Source organism: Candidatus Binatus sp., assembly GCF_030646925.1.
In the GTDB taxonomy this organism is placed as follows: Bacteria; Desulfobacterota; Binatia; order Binatales; family Binataceae; genus Binatus.
This window is the reverse complement of sequence record NZ_JAUSKL010000102.1, coordinates 21,753-41,504: the sequence shown is the minus strand read 5'-3', so window position 1 is coordinate 41,504 and position 19,752 is coordinate 21,753. Positions and strand designations below refer to the sequence as shown.

Here is a 19,752-nt window from a genome sequence, read left to right as displayed (position 1 = left end):
GATGGCCTAGTTCGCGATTCTCGTGCGATTTTCCCAGTAGTCGCTGACGACGCGAAACGCCGCCGCGGCCCGCTCGAAGCTATCGAACACCACGAGATTGCGTTGGCGCGCTAACTCCTTGCCATGCGCGACGGCCGCCTCGAGGTGCGCCGGATGCATCACGATTGCGAACGGCTTCGACGATCTGCCGGCGAACGCCGCCAGCTTGTCCAGCAGGCCGGTGACCTCCTCGGGATGCGTGAGCCATCGCGAGGCGCGGAAGCCGGTGCCGATCTCGAGCACCACCGCGTCGATCACCGGGTCGCGTTCCATGATCTCGAGGATGCGATCAAGGTTGCCCTGCTGCACCGCGGCGCCGATCGTGCCACCCGCGTCGAGCGGATTGCGATAACTGCCGCCGATAATGTTGAAAAACGTTTTGAGCTCGTCGTACGACGACTGCGAAAGCGCCGGAATTTCGAGCCCCGCCGACGCGAACGTATCGGTGATCACCACCGACTGTCCGCCGGTCATCGCGACCAGTCCCATCCCCTTGCCGTTGAAGCGCCGCGCCCGCGCAAACAACTCGACCGCATCGAGCATCGCATCCAGGTTCGACACCTCGACCGCCCCACTCTGCCGCACCATCGCGTGCCACGTGGCGGCCGCGGTTGCCAGCGAACCGGTATGCGAGAACGTCGCGCGTGCGCCGGCCTCGGTGATACCGCCCTTCCAAATCACCACCGGATGGCGCGCCGCCGTGTGGCGCACGCTCTCGAAAAAGCGCCGCCCGTCGCGCACGCCTTCGATATACATCCCGATCACGCGCGTGGCGGGATCATTGGCCATCAGATCGAGATAGTCCGCGGCTTCGAGCACGAGCACGTTGCCGATCGACGCCGCCTTGTTGACCTTGATTCCGTGCGACGGCGCCTGCAGGCAAAAGTTGATCGTGTGCGTGCCGCTCTGCGAAATGAAGCACGTGTCGCCGGCTTCGCCGACCACAAGATCGGGAAAATTGCACATCCCCGCGCCCGGACTGTAGAGGCCCATGCAGTTGGGACCGACCAGCGCGATCTCGGAATCGAGCGCCGCGTCGCGGAGTTCATTTTCGAGGCGAATTCCCAGCTCTTCCGTGGTCTCTGAAAATCCCGAGGTGAAAAATCCGATCGAGCCGACCCGATTCGCGATACAGTCCTTCAGGATTCGCGGCGCGACCTGCCGCGGCACGGCGCTGACCGCGTAGTCGATCGGCTCGGTGATCTCGGCCAGGCTCTTGCGATTCTCGACGCCCATCGCTTCGATGCCCGGGATCTCGTTCGGATCGATTTGCACCGAGTAGAGCTTGCTCTTCAAGTTGCGCATCGCCCGCAGCCACATGTAGCCGCCCACCCGCTTGTCGCCGATCACTGCAACTGCGCGCGGATTGAATGCGCGCGCTAGATTCTCGAGTCGCGCCGCGCGATGCGGATCGACGCGATGCGGTTCTCGCGTTTTCGTATCGACCCCGATTCGCGCATCGAGCACCTCCAGGCCGTCCTCGTAGGCGACCACCGGATTCAGATCCATCTCGATAATTTCCGGATGCGCCGCCGCGAAGCCGGAAATCTTCTCGAGCAGCGACGTGATCGCGTCGATATCCGCGCCCGGCTGGCCGCGCACGCCACGCAGGATCGCGTTGCCGCGCAACTCGTCGAGCATCTCGTGCACGTCGCGTCCGCCAATCGGCGCCAGGCGCAGCGCCGTATCCTTCATCACCTCGACCAGCACGCCGCCGAGGCCGACCATCACCAGCGGGCCGAATCGCTCGTCGCGCGTGATTCCCGCGATCAGTTCGATTCCCGCGCGCGCCATTGGCTGCACCGTGACGCCCTCGAATCGCGCGTGGGGAGCCTTGGCCGCAAGATTGCCGCGGATTCTGTCGAAGGCGCCGCGCACTTCCGTTTCGCTGCCCAGGTTCAGTTCGACGCCGCCAACCTCGCTTTTGTGACTCACCTCCGGCGAGAGCACTTTGAGCACGACTGGAAATCCGATCTTCGAGGCCGCCGCCGAGGCCGCGTCGGCGCTGGCCGCAACTTCCGGCAATCGCACAGAGATGCCGAGCGCGTGCAGGATGCGCTTGCTTTCGATTTCAGTTAGTACGGAACGGCCGCTCGATTGAGCCGCGGTGATTATTTCGCGGAGTATAGAGTCGCTCACAACGTGGCGTATAGCAGAGCCCAGCGACTATTTGAACCGACGGGAATTCCGATGCGGACCGCTGCGCGCGATGCGGTTGGCCTGAAAAATCCTGAGGTCAAGCTGCGCCCGTGAAACGGGCGCAACCTGCTCAGGCCTTGAATGCAGCTATCGGATCAATACCGGATTGCCGCGAGCGCCGCGGAAGCCGGCTGGCGGCGGCGTGGCCGACACCAGGCTGTCGGGCACTACGTCGTCGATGTAATAGGCCTGGAATTGTCCATGGCCCAAATCCTGCGCGAGGTACATATGGGCGAAGCCCAGCACCTCCATCATCGTGTTGCCAGTACCTGCCGTGGTCCAATCGACGATCGGCAGCAGAACGACCCGCGAATCATTTTCCGGATGTGTTTGCCACGTCCCCGTCGAACTGCCGGCGTCGATGCGGTCTTCGAATCCCTGATTGGCTGGCCCGACGTTTTGACCGGTCTTGGTCCAGATATACTGTCCCACATTGATCGGTCCGGTGTAACCATAAGCGATATTGTCTCTGAGTACGTCGCCGCCTGGCGCTCCCAACTGAAGAAAGTCCCAGTTACCCGGCGACATTCGTCCTTGCTGTAGCACCACGGATGTTCCGCGGCCTGAATAGAGCACGCTCTTATCGAGGCCGATCGGAACAAGCTGATTCTGGCCGACGCTAGTACCCGGCGTGGCTGGAGTAATAACACTGCCCGGCGCAGGCGGCGTCCCTGTCGGCCCGTAGGGAGCGCAATAAACACAAGTGACACCACCCGGCACCTGCGCGCTGGCTGATACCTGAACCAGCTGATTGGTCAGCCCTACTACTTTTCCAAAATAGTACGGCACGGTGCGGCTCGCGTTCACAGTGATCGTGTCATTGGTCGGACTGTTGAACGTCGGCGAGGCAACTTCACCCGCAGCGAGGCCATTCACCGTGGCATAGGTGGTAGCCTTGGCGCCTGCGGTTGAAGTGTCTTCAGGCAGATAGCTCGCGCCCGCCAGCGCTGCCGCATCGACCGCTCGCTGCATCGACGCCCAGTTGAAGTACATGATGCTCACGTCGGTGCCGAGCGCGATCGCGCCGAGCAGAGCGGTCGCCGCGACGGCATACATCACGAACATCTGGCCCTTTGAATTTGCGAATAGTCGCTTCATGTTGGTCTTCCAAACTCCTTGCGTGTCGATCTGTTGGATCCAGTAACCCGTGCAAGGTCGCGACGATTCATCGAGTGCGAGCCGAACACTCGTCTAACACTCCGCGAATCGACTGACCCGCCAGGACAGGCACGCAATGTGCCAATCCTACAGGTAGTCACTATTTACACTTTTTTAGCGCGCGCGATTTTGAAGATGCTGCGATGACACAAACTGTGGCAGTTCGGCTACATTCTTGTGCGTGTCACCCGGCGATTCGAGCTTTGAACGATGATGCAATCAGGCGCTATCGCGCCGCGGCGACTGCCTGCTCGAGGCTGAAGTTTCCTTCGTACAGCGCCCGGCCGACGATCGCTCCGACGACGCCGTCATCGAAACGCGCGCGCAACGCTACTACGTCGTCGAGCGCGGACACTCCGCCCGACGCAATTATCGGCAGCGCCGCGAGCCTGGCCGTCTCCGCCATGCGGGCCGCATCGACGCCCGCCTGCGCGCCGTCGCGCGAGATGTCGGTGACGATCGCGGCGGCAACGCCAGCGTCGAGGAACCGGCGCGCGGCCGCATCGACACTAAGAGCGCTCGTCTCGACCCATCCCTTGATTGCGAGCATCCCATCGCGCACGTCGAGCGAGCCGAACACGCGCGCCGGATACTCGGCGCACGCTCGGTGCACGAGTTCAGGATTGAGGAACGCGGCCGAGCCGATCGACACGTAGTCGGCGCCCGCGGCAACCGCCGCGCGAACAGATTCGATCATGCGCAACCCGCCACTGACGTCGATCGCGCATCGCACCGCCGCGCGGATTTTTGCGATCGCATCGAGATTGCGCGGCATCCCCGCAATCGCGCCGTCGAGATCGACGACGTGGATCAATCTGGCGCCCTGGTCCTCGAAGCGCTTCGCAACCGCCGCTGGATCGCTTCCGTAAACGGTCGCGCGATTCATGTCGCCATACAGCAGGCGCACGACCTGCCCGCCTTTCAGATCGATCGCCGGAATAACGGTGAACTGCTCGAACACGCGATTTCAGGACAGCGTGCCCTTGGTCGAGAGCACGCCCGAAAGCCGCGGCTCGATCGCGGTCGCCTGATCCATCGCGCGCGCGAGCGCCTTGAACGCCGCCTCGATAATATGATGCGGGTTGCGCCCGCTAACCATGTTCAGATGCAGGTTCATGCCGGCTTCGTCGCTGAACGCCTTCATGAAGTCGTGCACCAGTTCGGTCTGGAAATTGCCGACGCGCTCCTGCGTGATCGTCACGTTGTAGCCGAGGTAGGAGCGCCCGCTGATATCGACAATCGCGGTGCACACCGCTTCGTCCAGCGGCACCGTCGCCTCGCCGAAGCGCTTGATTCCCGCACGCTCGCCGAGCGCCGTGCGAAACGCGCGTCCCAGCACGATTCCCACATCTTCGACCGTGTGATGATCGTCGATCTGCAAATCGCCCTTCGCCGCGACGCGCAGATCGAAAAAACCGTGGCGCGCGAAACTCTCCAGCATGTGATCGAGGAACGCGACTCCCGTTTCCGCGCGTCCGCTCCCGGAGCCATCGAGCTTGAGCGCGACCGTGATCGAAGTCTCGCGCGTCTTGCGCTCGATCTCAGCACTGCGGCTCGCTTTCGCCGCCGCGCCATTGGGTCGCGTGCTCGATTGTTCGCGTTTAAGCTTCTTTTGCATTTCGATGCTCGCCGGTCCGCCTCGCTCCTCGTGCGCGCTTGCTCGCGCCGTTTCTGATTTCGATCGCGCGCGCATGCCCCTCGAAACCTTCCATCCGCGCGAGATGCGCCACGGCTGGCCCGAGCGCTTTCAGCGCGCCGCTCGACGCCTCGATTATACTGGTACGTTTCAGAAAATCGTATGCACCCAGCGGCGACGCAAATCGCGCCGCGCCGCCGGTCGGCAGCACGTGATTGGGGCCGGCCAGGTAATCGCCCAGCGGCGCCGGCGAAAGTCCGCCCAGAAAAACCGCGCCCGCCGCTTTCACGCGCGGCAGCCATCGCGAGGGATTGCGGATCTCCAGTTCCAGATGCTCCGGCGCGATTTCATTCGCTAGATCGAATGCCTCGTTCAGGTCCTTCACGATCACCATCGCGCCGCGCTTGCTGAGCGCCGTCTCGACCTGCCGCGCTCGCGGCAGCGATTCAAGCGCCCGCTCGATCGCGTCTGCAACTTCCTGCGCGATACTCGCCGACGGCGTCAGCAGCACCGCCGCCTCGTCGCCCGAGCCGTGCTCGGCTTGCGCAATCAGGTCCGCGGCGATCCAATCGGGACGCGCGCTGTCGTCCGCGATCACGAGCACCTCGCTCGGCCCCGCCATCTTGTCGATATCGGTGACGCCGTAAACCATCCGTTTGGCGGCCTGCACGTAGGCGTTGCCCGGCCCGACGATTTTGTCCACCGGACGAATCGATTCGGTACCGTATGCCAGCGCCGCTACCGCCTGCGCTCCCCCGATTCGGAAAAACTCATCGACGCCCGCGATCGCTGCCGCCGCCAGTACCGCCAGCCTTTCACCCTCGCGCGACGGCGGCGATACCATCACCACTTCCGCGACGCCTGCGACCTTGGCGGGAATCGCATTCATCAGCACTGACGAAGGATACGCCCCAAGGCCGCCGGGCACGTAGATTCCGACGCGACTCAGCGGCAGCACCATTTGGCCGAGGCGCATGCCAGTGGGATCGCGATAGCTGAACGATTTCTCCATCGTGCGGCGATGGAACTCCGCGATTCGCCGCGCCGCAAGTTCGAGTGTTTTGCGATCCGCAGCCGGAATCTTGTTCAGCGCCGCGCGTCTCTCGGCCCGCGTGACCTGCAAGGTGGATGCTTTCAGTTTCACGCGGTCGAACTTTTGCGTCATCGCGATCAGCGCGCGATCGCCACGCTTGCGCACGTCTTCGATAATCGTGGCCACGCTCCGATCGATATTCGCGCTGTCGCCGCCGCGCCGGTCGAGCAACGCGGCGAGGAACTTCTTGAACTCGGGACTGCGCGATCGCAGCACGCGCGGCTTCATGGCGCGTCGTCCTTGACGCGTTCGATCCGCGCGCCCAGCGCCGACAGCTTCGCATCGAGCGCTTCGTAGCCGCGATCGAGATGATAGACGCGGCTCAGTTCGGTCGCGTGCTCAGCCGCCAGTCCCGCAAGGATTAGTCCCATGCTCGCGCGCAAATCAGTCGCCATCACCGGCGCGCCGCATAGCTCGCTCGGCCCGCGCACGATCGCAGTGTTGCCCTTCATCAAAATATCGGCGCCCATCCGCACAAGTTCCTGCGCATGCATGAAGCGATTCTCAAAAATCGTTTCGGTGATCACGGACGTGCCGCCCGCCTGCGTGAGCAGCGCCATCATTTGCGCCTGCAAGTCGGTCGGAAATCCTGGATACGGCAGGGTGCGCAATTCGATCGAGTCGAGTTTGCCGGGCCCCGCGACGCGCAAGCCGTGCCCGTTCGATTCGACCCGCACGCCCGTCTCGCGCAGTTTCGCGATGACCGCCTCGAGGTCCCCGACCGGCGCGTTCTGAATCTCGACGTCGCCGCCGGTGATCGCGGCTGCGACCATCATCGAGCCCGCCTCGATCCGATCGCAGATAATTTCGTGCTCGGCGCCGTGCAGTTTTTCGACGCCCTCAATTTCCATCACGTGCGAGCCCGCGCCGGAAATCTGCGCGCCCATCTTCACCAGCACTCGCGCCAGATCCTGCACCTCGGGCTCGCGCGCCGCGTTTTCGATCAGTGTGCGCCCGCGCGCCGTCACCGCCGCCATCATGATGTTCTGCGTCGCGCCGACCGACGGCGAATCGAGCCAAATGCGCGCGCCGCTAAGCTTTTCCGCGTGCGCCTCGACGTAGCCGTGCCGAAACTGAATCTTGCTGCCGAGCGCGCGAATCCCGGTGATGTGCAAATTGACCGGCCGCGCGCCGATCGCGCATCCGCCCGGCGTCGAAACGCGCGCTCGGCCGGTGCGCGCGAGCAGCGGCCCCAGCACGACAAACGATGCGCGCATCGTCTTGACCAATTCATACGGCGCTTCGTGCGAGGTGATTTTTTCCGCGTGAAGCTCGACCTCATGCTCGCCGGTCCACCTGACCGCGACGCCAAGCTTGCCGAGCAAATCTATCGCGGTCTTGACGTCGCGCAGGCGCGGAACGTTGCGCAGCTTAAGCGGCTCTGCCGTCAGCAGCGACGCCATCATGATCGGCAGCGCCGCATTCTTGCTGCCGCTCAGCGAGACAATGCCCCGGAGTGGCGCGCCGCCATGAATGATCATTTTTTCCATCGTCGTGAGATCGGCTCTACTCTTCGTGGAACAAGCGCGCATGCACGACGCGTCGATGACCGCCGAAATCGTCTAGCACAGCGACGACCTCAAATGCGTGCTCCGCCAGAACTCTTATCACCTCATCCGCCTGTCCCGCGCCGACTTCCACGATCAATTGCCCCTCAGCAGTAAGATGCGCTCGCGCGCCCGCTGTGATTCGGCGATAGAAATTCAGTTCGTCGCGGCCCGCGCTCAGCGCAATATCTGGTTCATACGAACGAACCTCAGGCTCGAGCCGGGCCAGATCCACTTCTGCAACGTACGGAGGATTCGAAACGATCAGATCGAATCGTCCAAGCTCCTGTTCTCCATCGAGAACTTCGAAGCAATCGGCGCGGCGCAGCGTCACGCGATCGCCGACACTATGCCGAACCACGTTGCGCGTCGCGACCGCGAGCGCATCCGCTGAAATGTCCGTCGCCAGTACCGTCGCCCGCGGCGCATTCGCCGCGTTCGCGATCGCAATCGCGCCGGAACCGGTGCCGATATCGAGCACGCGCGCTTGGCGCATCTTCGCGATCGTAGCGAGCGCCGCACCGACCAGAATCTCAGTCTCCGGCCGCGGAATCAGCACGCTCCGATTCACTTCGAAATCGAGCGAGTAGAATTCCTTGTGACCGACGATGTATGCGATCGGCTCGCGACGCATCCGCCGCTCGATCATCGCGTCGAATCGCGCTAATTGCTCCGCCGACAGCATCCGCGATCCCGCGATAACCTCGGCGCGCGTGACGTCCGCCGCTTCAGCCATCAGGAGTTGCGCGTCGAGGCGACTGCTCTCGACGCCGCACTCCGCGAGCCGCCGCGCAGCCGTTTCGATTAGCTCAACCGCGCGCGCCCGTTCCGCCGCCACCGCGAGCATCTCGGCCTAGGCGCTCAGCGCCTGCGCCTGCTCGTAGGCCGCCAGCGCGTCGATGATTGTATCGATTCCGCCGTCCAGCACGTTGTCGAGTTGATGCAACGTCAGATTGACGCGATGGTCCGTCACCCTCGACTGCGGAAAATTGTAGGTGCGAATTCGCTCCGAGCGATCGCCCGTGCCTATCATCGAGCGCCGCGTCTCCGCGATCTTCTCGTGCTGCTCGTTCTGCGCCTGCTCGAGCAGCCGCGATCGCAGGATCTTCATCGCGCGCGCCTTGTTCTTGTGCTGCGATTTCTCGTCGCGGCAGATGATCACCATCCCGGTCGGCAGATGCGTTATTCGCACCGCCGAGTCGGTGGTGTTGACGCTCTGTCCGCCCGGGCCCGACGCGCGCATCACGTCGATTCGCAGATCCTTCGTCTCGTTGATATTGACTTCGACGTCGTCCGCCTCGGGCATCACCGCGACCGTCACCGCCGATGTATGAATCCGTCCCGAGCCCTCGGTCTGAGGCACGCGCTGTACGCGATGCACCCCGCCTTCATACTTGAGCCGCGAGTACGCGCCGCGTCCATTCACCAGCGCGATCACTTCCTTGATTCCTCCAAGGCCGGTGTCGCTCAAACTAAGCGGCTCGATTCTCCAGCCGTGGAGTTCCGCGTAGCGCGTGTACATCCGATAGAGGTCGCCCGCGAACAGCGATGCTTCTTCGCCGCCGGCGCCGGCGCGAATTTCGAGGATCACGTTGCGTTCGTCGTTCGGATCGCGCGGGGTTAGCAGTTCCTTGAATTTTTCTTCGAGCGCGCCAAGGTTTTTTTGCAGGGTGGGCAGTTCGGCCTTCGCGAGTTCGCGCAAATCCGCATCGTCGCCTTCGAGAATCGCTTTGTGATCGCCGATTTCCTCGAGCACGCGACGATACTCGCGCGCAGTCTGCCCCGCTTCCGCAAGTTGCGCGCGCTCCTTCGCGAGCTTCGCGTATTCGCGCTGATTGCCGAGCGTCGCCGGGTCGGCGAGTCTGCGCTCCAGCTCGGTGACCCGCTCCTCGATCGCGCTAACTTTATCCAGCATTACCCGTCAGATCCCCAACGCTTCGAGTTGAAACAAAAACGGCGCGGCCTGGATGGCCGTGCCGATAATTCTCCCCCGCGCACCCGGATGCTGGCGCATCGCAGGCGGCGGGAGTTGCTATGCTAGTTTTCTGCGGGCTTTTCGACGACCGTTTCGGCCGGCTTCTTGATGCCGTATTTGCGGTTGAAGCGCTCGACGCGGCCTGCGGTATCGACCAGCCGCTGCGTGCCGGTATAAAACGGATGGCACTTCGAACAAACCTCGACGTGCATCTCTTTGGACGTCGAATGCGTTTCGAAAGTGTTGCCACACGCACACGTCACCATGCAGCGGCGGTATTCGGGATGGATTCCAGCTTTCATTTGTACTTCTCGGTTTCGTTCCCTGGTTACTTTATACCTTATCATCGCGCCGGATCGGGCACAATTCGCAGGTCGCGCATGATTATCCACGCGCAACGCCCGCGATGCTACCTGCTCGTTCCCTTCGCCATCTTCGCGATTTTCATTTTCAGCACGATTTGCGGTTCTGCCAGCGCCGCGCCCCCGCGCTCCGATTCAAAGCGCGTCGCACCTCCGACTCATGACGCGAAGCTATCCGCGCCTGAAGCAAGGTCACCTGCCGCGGGTTTCTATCCCGACAACCTCACTTTGTTCGCACCGATCCTGAAACTCGCATCGCCCGGACCCGATCGTGCCGCGCGCGCGCTCGCGATCATGGATCGGCAACTGACCTTCCAGCGCAAATTGTCGTTTCATCCGCAGCTATCGCCCGCGCTTCAGCACGTCGTCGATCTCCTGCCGCCGCGGCAATCGACGATGATTCGCGCCGCCGCGATTTATTCGAACACCGACATCCCGTGGACCGTGATGCCCGACGGCATTCATCAGATCGCCGTCGCCGGCCAACCGCGCGCCGCCGACTATTTGTATTCGCTGACCAAACAGTACACCAGCCCCGAGGAGGCCGAGCGTTTCTCCGGGCTATTCGCACTCAAGCCTGCGCCCGGTTCCTCACCGAACAACGTATCGAACGTGATTGGCTCGCTCAGCGGCGAGGTGATGACCGACACCTACGGTATCGGCGCAATCGTCGATGCGATCGCGGAGGCACTCCGCGAGTCGTACGGCGAGCTGAAACCGCCGTGGGATACCGCGCCCGGAAGTTTCAACCACTTCGACAAGGCCGCGCTCGAGCGATTCCATCGCCAGATGCCGCATCTCGCGGCCAAGTTCGACGAGTATCTGAAATTCAACAACGTGCTCGACGAATTTGAGTCGCCTGCGGGCCCGATCGTGTTGCTCAACGTCGATGCCGAAGTGCATCTCGATGCGCTCAAGCATTTCCCGCATCTGTACGATTTCTATCGCAAGCTCGCGCCGGCAGTGACCGCGAATTCGGCGGTGTACGATTCGCGCGGCAATTACTGGAGCCGCTCATCCTTCGATCGCGGCCATATGCGCGCCTCTGTGATGGGTCGAAACGGCCTGCTCACGCCGTTCGATTCGGCGTTCAAGCCGGCCGGCGAAAGCGTCGCGCTCGACCAGCTCGAGCACGGAGGCTATCGCACGCTCGCGACCGGCCACATCGTCAGCATGGCGATGAACTTCGGCCTCGCCAACGTCGGCTTCACCACCGACTACCGCCGCAACGCTGAGCAGGTGACTATCGACACGCGGATGAACGCGGTGCCCGAGTTGATCGCGCCGCCGGGAATTCACAAGGCGATGGATTTCATCGCGGGGCGATTTCTGCGCGTGATGGCGCAGGGCAACGGCGGGATGCGGACCAGACTTTCCTCGGCGCGCCTCGCCAACGGCATGTATCATTTCTCGGGCGGTGGCGCCGCCGAACTGGATTACTCGCCGACGCTCGAATTTCTCGCGCGCATCGGTGACGCGATCGCCACTCAGCACAACGACGTGGTTCGCACCGAGGAACGCGCGCTGGGCGAGGAACTGTTTGACGCGTTCGTCGCCGACTATAATGACGCGCGCCCGGCAATTCTCGCGCTGGACAAGGATCAGGGAAACGCCAAATGAAATTCGCTCGATTACTTTCACTCAATGCCTGCCTGCTTGCGGCGCTCGCCGTCGGCGGATGCGGCATGACTCCTCCGCCGCCGCCGGCCCCGGTCGCCGGCGCCGATCGGCCGCATCTCGTGACCGACCTCTCGACGCTCTCGACCGAGCCGGTGAATCCCCTGAAAACTGAATTGTCGAAGCAGACCGCGGTGCTGCGCAGTACCGGCGACCCGAACGCACCAGTCACTTACCAGGCCGCGCCGGGACTCGTGCGACAGGCCGGCGACGATCAGCATCCCGGCGATCAACGCCTGCTCAACGACAAAGCCGCCAAGTACGCCAACTTCGCGCAGGTGCTGCTCGATCGCGTGTATGCGCAGGTTGCGCTCGCCGAACGCACCGACGAAATCTCCGGCATCAGGATGTCCACCGACACGCGGGCCGTCATCCTCACTGCGGTCATGGATAAAAACGGCAAGCTCACCGAAATAATCGTCGAGCAACATTCGGGCAAAGCCGCGATCGACAAGATGATGGTCGCCGCGTGCAAGAAAGCGCTCTGGTACAAGAATCCGCCGGTCGGCGCGCTCACCGGTGACGGAAACTACAAACTCACGATCGAAGGCAAGCTCGAGACCTACGCGTCGCTCGACCAGAAGCATTGGAGTTTCATCACCCACATTGGGCTTGGCGTCGAATAACCGTGCCGCGATTTGACTAGCCCGCAGCAGCTTCCGCGCGATTCTGGTAGGATTCTCGCCGTGCAAACACTCGACCAATACATCCCCCGGCCGGGATTGTCGGTGCCGATCGTCACGATTCTCGACGCCCGCGGCCGCGTGCTCGAGTCCGAGCAGCGCGCCGTCGTCCGCTTCGCGATTCAGAACGGCAACGGCGCCGATATCATTTTTGCTCCCGGTACCAACGGCGAATGGGATCGCATCGATAACGCGCAGCGCCAGGCCGTCGCGAGGATCGCGACCGACGAATGCCGCCGTGCCAGCGTGTCAGCCGCAAAGAAAATCGAGGCATGGGCCGGCATCACCGCGCATACTCGCGCCGAGACGCTCGACAATCTGATCCACGCAATCGATTCCGGCGCCGACGCCGCCGTCGTCGCGCCCCTCTCGATCGCTGACGTCGAGCATCCCGCGCCCTTCGTCGAGCGCGACATCGGCGCGGTTTTCGAGCGCGCCGGCCGCGCCATCCCGCTGTTTCTGTACGACAATGCCGACATCGCGGCGCCCGGCAAACCGACGCATCTGCACACCCGCGACGTCAAATTGATGAGCCGCCTGCCTTATGTGCGCGGCATCAAAGTCACCGCCAGCAAGTCCGTCATCGGCAATTACACGCGCGCCGCTTCGCACTTCAAGGCGAGCCACGAATTCGCGATCTATGCCGGCAATGCGCACCTCATCTTCGATCTCTTCGCGCCCCCCGAAGGCATCGCCGACAGCATGCGCCACTACTGGAATCGCTATCTTACCCAACGCACGCGTCCTTACGGCGTCGTCGCCGGGCCGGCCAATGCGATGCCCCGCGAATGGCAGCGCGCGTGGCAGGTCTGCCGCTCTGCCGACAGCGAACTGATGCATCTCTACGCGCAGGTGATCGGCGATTTCCGCTCCGCCTGCACCTTCAAGCGCGGCGGCAAGCCGTATCGGCCGACGATTGCGTGCCTCAAACTCGCGCTCAAACAACTCGGCGTCATCACCAGCGACGTGCTCGGCGACGGCACTCCTTCGCTCAATGACGAGGAACGCCACGAGTTCATGATTCGATTTAGCAAGCTGCGCGACAACAGCGCCGCGGTGCTCGAGCGCGGATGGGTCAGCGAGCCCGATGCGCGCGCCGTCCGCACGCCCGCGCTCAAAATGGCTCATCGCAATGGCTGACCACAAACTCGACGTCGTCGGATGCGGCAGCATGGTCGTGGACCTGTTCTATCGCACCCCCCGCATCATCCGCGCCGACGAAAAAATCCTGCTGCACGCGCACAGCGCGAGCGCCGCGATCGAGCGCACCCAGGTCGGCGGCCTGGTGCTGAATCATCTCGGCTGGGCGCGCGTGCTCGGCCTGCGGACCGGCATCTTCGGCAAGCTCGGCGACGATCGCCACGGCGTGTTTCTACGCGACGGGATGGAGCATCTCGGCATCCGCCATCATCTTACTTTCGACGGCAGCGCGAGCGCGTTCGCGACGATCTTCGTCGATACCGCTGGCGATCGCGCAATCTATATGTCGCGCGGCGCTACCGGCGAACTCACGCCGACCGAAGTCCGTAGCCGCCACGGTGCATTCATTCGCCGCGCCAATTTGATCTCGACCGAAATTTCGCAGTTACCTCTCCGCACCGTGCTCGCGATTCTGCTGTTTGCGCGCACTCATTCGATTCCGACGATTCTCGACGTCGATGTACCCCCGTCCGACGCGATCGGATCGCTCGGTACGCGCGCGGAACTCGAACGCGTGCTGAAGCTCGCGACTTACCTCAAGCCCGCCAAAGCGGCGGCGCGCGAACTGATCGCCGGCAACGGCCGCGATCCGCTGAAACTCGCCGAATCGATTCGCGCGAAATACGGCAGTCGCGCCGTGATAATCACCGAAGGCGACAAAGGATGCTCGATCGCCGCCGACGGCGCCAGCGTGCGCGTGCCCGCCTTCAAGGTGAAGCAAGTCGATTCGACCGGCGCCGGCGACGCGTTCCTCGCGGGCATCTTCGCCGGCATCCGGATGAATCTGCCGTGGGAGCAAACGGGCCGGTTGGCAAATGCCGCCGGCGCAATTTGCGTCACTCGTCTCGGCGCTTTTCCCTCGGGCTTCGAAGTCCGCGACGAAATTGTCGATCTGTATGGCGCAGCGCTCACGCTGCCACGCCCGCGCGCAGAAGCCGATCAGCACGAATCGGGCAACGAGGTTTCGACCGTCGAGGTTGAAGAATTTTTCGACATCGCTCTCGCCGAACTCGCAACATTGCGCGCCGGGATCAACTTCGCCGCGATCGCGCGCGCCGTCGAGATCATCCGCACCGCGCTCGGCCGCGGCGGACGCGTGCACGTGACCGGCGTCGGCAAGCCGGAGCACGTCGCGCGCTATGCCGCGAGCCTCCTTTGTTCGGTCGGCACGCCCGCCACTTTTTTGCATGCGACGGAAACGCTGCACGGCAGCCTCGGCCAGGTGCATCCGCGCGACGTCGTCATCGCGATCTCCAACAGCGGCAACACCGACGAACTGCTTGCGACCGCGACCGCCATCCGCGAACAAGGCGCGCAACTGATCGCGATCACCGGCAACAAGGAATCGGGCCTCACGCAACTCGCCGACCTCGTAATCCACGCGCCCGTCAGCCAGGAGGGCGGCGGACTCGGCCTCGCGCCGCGCATCAGCGTGCTCGGCGAAGTGTTCGTAATCGCGGGACTGTCAGTCGCGCTTGAAGTCGCACACGGCTTGACCGTCGAGGAATACAGCCGATGGCATCGCGCCGGCACGATCGGCGAGACCGCCCGCCGCATCGCCAACGCCCGCTCCTCCCTCCCCCGCCCCTGACTGATTGTGCCCCGGCGTTTTAACACATCCCACCGACCTCTTACTCGCCGTTAGTTAGAGCTAACAACCGAGACGACCGGAGGACTCGATGATAGTTCCACGTAGTCGCCGCAATAGGAAGCGCCGCGAGTCTCGGATAAGATAGAACAAAATGGGCGAGCGGAAAGCGGATTTTCTGATCATCACGGCGCTTGAAGAGGAAACGCAAGCGCTGCTCATGAGGCTGCGGCCGGTCAGCAAGTTGCCGCCCGAAGAAGATGACGTTCGAGTCTACTACTCGGCTGAAATACGCACCACATTTTCCGACCGAAGCAAGGGAACATATAGCCTCATAATAGTTCCGCTACTCGGAATGGGCAGGATCGATGCTGCCACTGCTACCACAGACGCGATCCGGAAATGGAAACCCCGATACGTCCTATTAGTGGGGATAGCGGGCGGGGTTCTCAAGAATGGGGTGCATTTGGGCGACCTTATCGTTGCCGATCAGATCGTCGACTATGAGCTACAGAAACTAAAGGAAAGCGGTCCGGAAATTCGTCCGAAGACTCACAATGTAGATCCGCGACTGTTCGGTGCCGCGAGGAATCTGGGAGGCAGTCGATGGCAAAGGACGGCGACCAGGCGACCGAGTAGTGGCGCGCCGAAGCGTCGTATGGGCCCCATCGCAAGCGGCGACAAAGTGTTAGCAGACGAAGCCGAAGTGCTCAGACTCTGCGAACTCATCCCCAAGCTGGTGGCTATCGAGATGGAAGCGGCCGGCGTTGCAACCGCGGCATTCCAAGCGGCCTCACCACCAGGCGTTCTCGTGATTCGTGCCATTTCCGACCTTGCCGACAGCCGCAAGGACTCAGCTGATGTGCGTCGTTGGCGGACATACGCATGCGAACTGGCCGCTTCGTATGCGGTGCACCTGCTGAAGAACGGGCCAGTACCCCTTCCCAAGGATTCGGACGCGGTGCCGTCGGGCGCGAGCGGGGCGATACCAAAAGCTGACCCGCAGCGTTTTGCCGTTGCGCTCGCGCATCTCGTGAATGACAACAATCACGAGATAGAGAGTCTGATGATTGAAGCGTTGAGAGATATCGAGGGCGTTCAGATCCTTCGGTTCGATCGCGTGATCTCACCTGAAGGGCCGATCCCAGAGGAAAGCGAGCGCGTCGGGCACGACAGGGCGCGAGAACTCCTGCAAGAATCGTCAGCACATGTACTCATTTGGGGTACCGTTCTCTCGCACGACGATCGTACCGCACCGCGACTCTATTGGACTACAGCTGTATCCAGCATGCGGTCACGAGGACCATACCTTCCAGCGAATTTTCAGCTACCCGAAGTCTTCTGGGAAGATTTGGTTGATATCCTTAGATTAGTGGTAATTACTCAAAGTGCCGAGCTTTTCGCTCGCCGCGGACAGTACATTGCAAAAGACCTCGCACCGTTCGTGGTCAAGGTCCGAAGGCTCGTTGAGGGTAGTCATAGCCGCCCAGGATGGACCCCCGAACGACGCGCCCGAGTTATGTTCATTTATGCGATGGCGCTTGAAACGCTGGGCGAACAGACCAGTCAAACTGATTATCTTGCCGAATCCATTCGGTACTACCGTGAAGTTGTCGACCAATGGCCGCGCACGCAAGTTCCGATGGACTGGGCGGCCGCGCAAAACAATCTAGGTGTAGCGTTGGGCGCGCTCGGAACCCTTGAAGCCGATCCCACTCACCTTAGAGAAGCCGTCGAGATCTTTCAGAAGTTATTGGAGCAAATCGCTTTGCAAGAACTTCCTCCGGACCTCTTGGGATCGACGCGGTCTAATTTAGGAAGCGCACTGCTCAAGATGGGCGAACGAGAATCAGGGACGGACAAGCTCAGACAAGCGGCGGACTCGTACCGCGCAGCGTTGAAGGACTGGACGAGAGAACGATTCCCTTTGGACTGGGGAACGGTACAGAACAACTTGGGCTACGCACTACAGGTTATCGGAAATCGAGAATCTGATGCTGAAACTCTGGCGGCTGCTATAGCTGCACATCGCCTTTCTTTGAAGGAATGGACCCGAAAGCGAGTACCTATGGATTGGGCTCAGGCGCAGAGCAATCTTGGAAATGCGTTGAAGAGTCTTGGGGAAACAGTGTTGGGGACCGAGCTTCTGGAGGAAGCCGCAAGCGCCTACCGGCTTGCACTCGAAGAACGAGCTTTCGAGCAAGATCCTCTCGGTTGGGGAGAGACCCAGAATAACTTGGGGACAGTATTGACGCTTATTGCCAATCGAAACGGTAATTCCGACGGTCTGAACGAAGCCATCGATGTTTTACACAAGTCACTTCAAGTGCGAACGCGCGAAAATTTGGCTATGGCCTTTGCGTCCTCGAAGAACAATCTGGCGTATGCACTCATTAGGCTCGGTGAGTACAAGAACGCCCCGCGTTATTTCGACAAAGCTATAAGTGCCTTACGAGACGCATTACAAATTTGGACCCGGGAGACTGTGCCTTTCCGGTGGTCAGTTGCAAAGCAAAACCTGGGAGACGCTCTCGCCGGTCTCGGTAGGCGAGAAACGAGCGCGGCACACTTGGAGGAAGCGGCAACGGCCTATCGCGAAGCTCTCACCGAACGGAATCGTGACCGCGAACCGCTTCTCTGGGCTGCGAGTCAGGGAGCTCTCGCACTCGTGGAGCAAATCTTGGGCGAGCGGGAATCTGGGACGGAGTCTCTCGAGAGAGCAGTGCTCCGCTACAGGCAGGTATTGAAGGAATACAGCTCGCGTTCAGTCCCGTTTGCCACGAACGGAGCGCAGTTCAATCTCGGTAACGCACTGCGACTACTTGGCGAGCGGAAGAAAGAAGTTGGTTTGATCCTTGATGCTTTGGAGAATCACTCTAGCGTATGTCGGAACTGCCTGCCGGACACTCCTTACTGGGCGTTCAGAGCGGGAAATGCCACCATCGACGATATGAACGCTCTCAAAGCGGGCTTCGACCAATCACTATATGGGACAACTCTTGCGAAGCATGAGTGGGTTTCAAAGCTTTTGGCCAAGCACGAGGGGCACCGAATTTCGCTGATGCCCTTCTTTAAGTGCGTCGTTTCCGGAACGAGCGGGAGTACGAAGCCTGATTTCGACTCGGCTCCTCGAAAAGGCGACACGATCAAGGAGGGGAGCATCATCTGGGAAAATGGCGGCAAGTATTCCTACTGTTTGGAATGTCAGGAGTATCTCGTCCCTTTGACTCCCGATCCGGACGGCCCCACCTGATCTGACGCTGGAATACTGCCAGTGCGCGGGGTTACATTTGGGTTATGGATTGGTTCAGCAAGCGCAATGACGGCGCGCCCCGGCCCTCGCGCGGCGACCGCCGTCCCTCGGTTAGCGTGATCTCGCCGGAATTGCTGGTCGGCGAGTACCCGCATCACGACGATATCGAGTGGCTCAAAAACACCTACGGCGTCACCGCGGTTCACAATCTTCAGGATGACGAAGATCTTCGCCTGAACGGACTCGACCACCAACGCCTGCGCGAGGAATACCAGGAGCACGGGATCGATTTCGTGCGTACTCCAATCCAGGATGGCAGCGCCGACGCGATGGCCGAACGGCTCGAGGCCGCCCTGCACGATCTCCGCGATCTGATCGGCGCCGGCGGTCGCGTTTACCTGCATTGTAACGCCGGGATGAATCGCGCGCCGACGCTCGCGATCGCTTTCCTCCGCGCTTATCGCCAGATGTCGCTCGATGAGGCCATGGCGACGGTGAAAAAGCAGCGCGCGTGCGGCCCCTTCATGACGGTGCTGGAAGAGTACTTCGGGCCGCGCGATTTCAAGCCGGACAAATGAGGTGACCTCGCGAGCCGCAGCCGACGATTTCAAGCCCGCAACTCCGCGGCAGCGGCTGCTCACCATCTGCGCGTGGGGTGTACATCTGTACACCGCCCTCGGCGCCGCGCTGGGCTTGATCGCGATCTACTCCGCCGCCATCCATGATTTCCGCGCATCCTTCCTCGCGATGGGCGCCGCAACCATCATCGATTCCAGCGACGGTCCGCTCGCGCGCCTGCTGATGGTCAAAACGCGGATTCCCACCTTCGACGGCGCACTGCTCGACAATATCGTGGATTACCTGACCTACACCGTCGCCCCGGTCTTCCTGATGCTCGAGGCCGGCCTCATCCCGGGGAGTCGCCTCGGCCTCCTGCTCGCCTGCTTCGTGATGCTCGCGAGCGTTTACGGCTTCTGCCGGACCAACGCCAAGACTGCCGATAATTATTTCCTCGGCTTCCCCAACTACTGGAACCTCGTCGCCTTCTATCTCTTCTGTCTCGGCCTCGGCACCATCTTCAACGTCGCGGTCCTCTTGATTCTTAGCGTGATGGTGTTCGTTCCGCTGAAGTACATCTATCCGAATCGCACCGTGCCGCTGCGTCCGCTCACGCTCACGCTCGGAATCATCTGGGCCGCAGTGACTTTCGTGATGCTGCCGATGCTCCCCGCGGTGAACTCCCTGATGCTTGCAGTCTCGCTCAGCTTCATCGTCTATTACTTGGTCGCGTCGTTCGCGCTTCACGCTCGCGCCATGCTGAGGATCGCGCGTTAGCGCGTTG

General features: G+C 61.9%; 16 protein-coding genes. 7 read left to right on the top strand and 9 right to left on the bottom strand.

The window, feature by feature from the left end; all coding sequences use genetic code 11:
• Nucleotides 1-6: 6 nt before the first annotated feature.
• The 9 genes from Q7S58_RS17640 to rpmE form a co-directional block, all read right to left on the bottom strand.
• Nucleotides 7-2,178 (bottom strand): acetate--CoA ligase family protein, encoded by a 2,172-nt coding sequence (locus Q7S58_RS17640; RefSeq protein WP_304828926.1) that lies wholly within the window; start codon nt 2,176-2,178, stop codon nt 7-9.
• Between the two features lie 147 nt (nt 2,179-2,325).
• Nucleotides 2,326-3,336, bottom strand: a complete 1,011-nt coding sequence (locus tag Q7S58_RS17635) for a pilus assembly protein TadG-related protein (protein WP_304828923.1) — start codon at nt 3,334-3,336, stop codon at nt 2,326-2,328.
• Nucleotides 3,337-3,622: 286 nt separating this feature from the next.
• Nucleotides 3,623-4,357 (bottom strand): HisA/HisF-related TIM barrel protein, encoded by a 735-nt coding sequence (locus tag Q7S58_RS17630; protein ID WP_304828920.1) that lies wholly within the window; start codon nt 4,355-4,357, stop codon nt 3,623-3,625.
• A gap of 6 nt (nt 4,358-4,363) precedes the next feature.
• The gene (hisB, locus tag Q7S58_RS17625; protein ID WP_304828918.1) at nt 4,364-5,014 is read right to left on the bottom strand and encodes an imidazoleglycerol-phosphate dehydratase HisB; all 651 of its coding nucleotides are present in this window, start codon (nt 5,012-5,014) and stop codon (nt 4,364-4,366) included.
• The gene (hisD, locus tag Q7S58_RS17620) at nt 4,998-6,353 is read right to left on the bottom strand and encodes a histidinol dehydrogenase (protein ID WP_304828915.1); all 1,356 of its coding nucleotides are present in this window, start codon (nt 6,351-6,353) and stop codon (nt 4,998-5,000) included. Before hisD ends, hisB begins: the two co-directional genes overlap by 17 nt.
• Nucleotides 6,350-7,615, bottom strand: a complete 1,266-nt coding sequence (gene murA, locus Q7S58_RS17615; protein WP_304828912.1) for a UDP-N-acetylglucosamine 1-carboxyvinyltransferase — start codon at nt 7,613-7,615, stop codon at nt 6,350-6,352. Before murA ends, hisD begins: the two co-directional genes overlap by 4 nt.
• Before the next feature lie 16 nt (nt 7,616-7,631).
• The gene (prmC, locus tag Q7S58_RS17610; RefSeq protein ID WP_304828909.1) at nt 7,632-8,510 is read right to left on the bottom strand and encodes a peptide chain release factor N(5)-glutamine methyltransferase; all 879 of its coding nucleotides are present in this window, start codon (nt 8,508-8,510) and stop codon (nt 7,632-7,634) included.
• Nucleotides 8,511-8,525: 15 nt separating this feature from the next.
• Complete coding sequence (gene prfA / locus Q7S58_RS17605; protein ID WP_304828906.1) at nt 8,526-9,587, bottom strand: peptide chain release factor 1; 1,062 nt, start codon at nt 9,585-9,587, stop codon at nt 8,526-8,528.
• A 122-nt stretch (nt 9,588-9,709) separates the two neighbouring features.
• Nucleotides 9,710-9,949 carry a 50S ribosomal protein L31 gene (gene rpmE / locus Q7S58_RS17600; RefSeq protein WP_304828903.1) on the bottom strand — a complete coding sequence of 80 codons (240 nt, stop codon included), beginning with the start codon at nt 9,947-9,949 and terminating at the stop codon, nt 9,710-9,712.
• A 78-nt stretch (nt 9,950-10,027) separates the two neighbouring features.
• Here rpmE and Q7S58_RS17595 point away from each other — a divergent pair, with 78 nt between their 5' ends.
• The 7 genes from Q7S58_RS17595 to Q7S58_RS17565 all read left to right on the top strand — a co-directional run bounded on the left by Q7S58_RS17595 (nt 10,028) and on the right by Q7S58_RS17565 (nt 19,745).
• Nucleotides 10,028-11,629, top strand: coding sequence for a hypothetical protein (locus Q7S58_RS17595; protein WP_304828900.1), 1,602 nt, complete (start codon nt 10,028-10,030; stop codon nt 11,627-11,629).
• Entirely contained in the window at nt 11,626-12,312 is a 687-nt protein-coding gene (locus Q7S58_RS17590) for an energy transducer TonB (protein WP_304828897.1), read from the top strand. The genes Q7S58_RS17595 and Q7S58_RS17590 overlap by 4 nt, the downstream gene beginning before the upstream one ends.
• Nucleotides 12,313-12,372: 60 nt before the next feature.
• Nucleotides 12,373-13,509, top strand: coding sequence for a dihydrodipicolinate synthase family protein (locus tag Q7S58_RS17585; RefSeq protein WP_304828894.1), 1,137 nt, complete (start codon nt 12,373-12,375; stop codon nt 13,507-13,509).
• Nucleotides 13,502-15,160, top strand: coding sequence for a PfkB family carbohydrate kinase (locus Q7S58_RS17580; RefSeq protein ID WP_304828891.1), 1,659 nt, complete (start codon nt 13,502-13,504; stop codon nt 15,158-15,160). The genes Q7S58_RS17585 and Q7S58_RS17580 overlap by 8 nt, the downstream gene beginning before the upstream one ends.
• Nucleotides 15,161-15,311: 151 nt before the next feature.
• Nucleotides 15,312-18,410 (top strand): tetratricopeptide repeat protein, encoded by a 3,099-nt coding sequence (locus Q7S58_RS17575; RefSeq protein ID WP_304828888.1) that lies wholly within the window; start codon nt 15,312-15,314, stop codon nt 18,408-18,410.
• A gap of 44 nt (nt 18,411-18,454) precedes the next feature.
• Nucleotides 18,455-18,988, top strand: coding sequence for a dual specificity protein phosphatase family protein (locus tag Q7S58_RS17570; protein WP_304828885.1), 534 nt, complete (start codon nt 18,455-18,457; stop codon nt 18,986-18,988).
• Nucleotide 18,989: 1 nt separating this feature from the next.
• A complete protein-coding gene (locus Q7S58_RS17565; RefSeq protein WP_304828882.1) occupies nt 18,990-19,745 on the top strand; it encodes a phosphatidylcholine/phosphatidylserine synthase in 756 nt (251 codons plus the stop codon).
• The last annotated feature ends 7 nt before the right edge of the window (nt 19,746-19,752 follow it).

Bases quoted from the DNA above. Each gene is read 5' to 3' on its own strand.
- Q7S58_RS17635 (WP_304828923.1), bottom strand. From the start codon at position 3,336: ATGAAGCGACTATTCGCAAATTCAAAGGGCCAGATGTTCGTGATGTAT.
- hisB (WP_304828918.1), bottom strand. From the start codon at position 5,014: ATGCAAAAGAAGCTTAAACGCGAACAATCGAGCACGCGACCCAATGGC.
- hisD (WP_304828915.1), bottom strand. From the start codon at position 6,353: ATGAAGCCGCGCGTGCTGCGATCGCGCAGTCCCGAGTTCAAGAAGTTC.
- murA (WP_304828912.1), bottom strand. From the start codon at position 7,615: ATGGAAAAAATGATCATTCATGGCGGCGCGCCACTCCGGGGCATTGTC.
- prfA (WP_304828906.1), bottom strand. From the start codon at position 9,587: ATGCTGGATAAAGTTAGCGCGATCGAGGAGCGGGTCACCGAGCTGGAG.
- rpmE (WP_304828903.1), bottom strand. From the start codon at position 9,949: ATGAAAGCTGGAATCCATCCCGAATACCGCCGCTGCATGGTGACGTGT.
- Q7S58_RS17595 (WP_304828900.1), top strand. From the start codon at position 10,028: ATGATTATCCACGCGCAACGCCCGCGATGCTACCTGCTCGTTCCCTTC.
- Q7S58_RS17590 (WP_304828897.1), top strand. From the start codon at position 11,626: ATGAAATTCGCTCGATTACTTTCACTCAATGCCTGCCTGCTTGCGGCG.
- Q7S58_RS17580 (WP_304828891.1), top strand. From the start codon at position 13,502: ATGGCTGACCACAAACTCGACGTCGTCGGATGCGGCAGCATGGTCGTG.
- Q7S58_RS17575 (WP_304828888.1), top strand. From the start codon at position 15,312: ATGGGCGAGCGGAAAGCGGATTTTCTGATCATCACGGCGCTTGAAGAG.
- Q7S58_RS17570 (WP_304828885.1), top strand. From the start codon at position 18,455: ATGGATTGGTTCAGCAAGCGCAATGACGGCGCGCCCCGGCCCTCGCGC.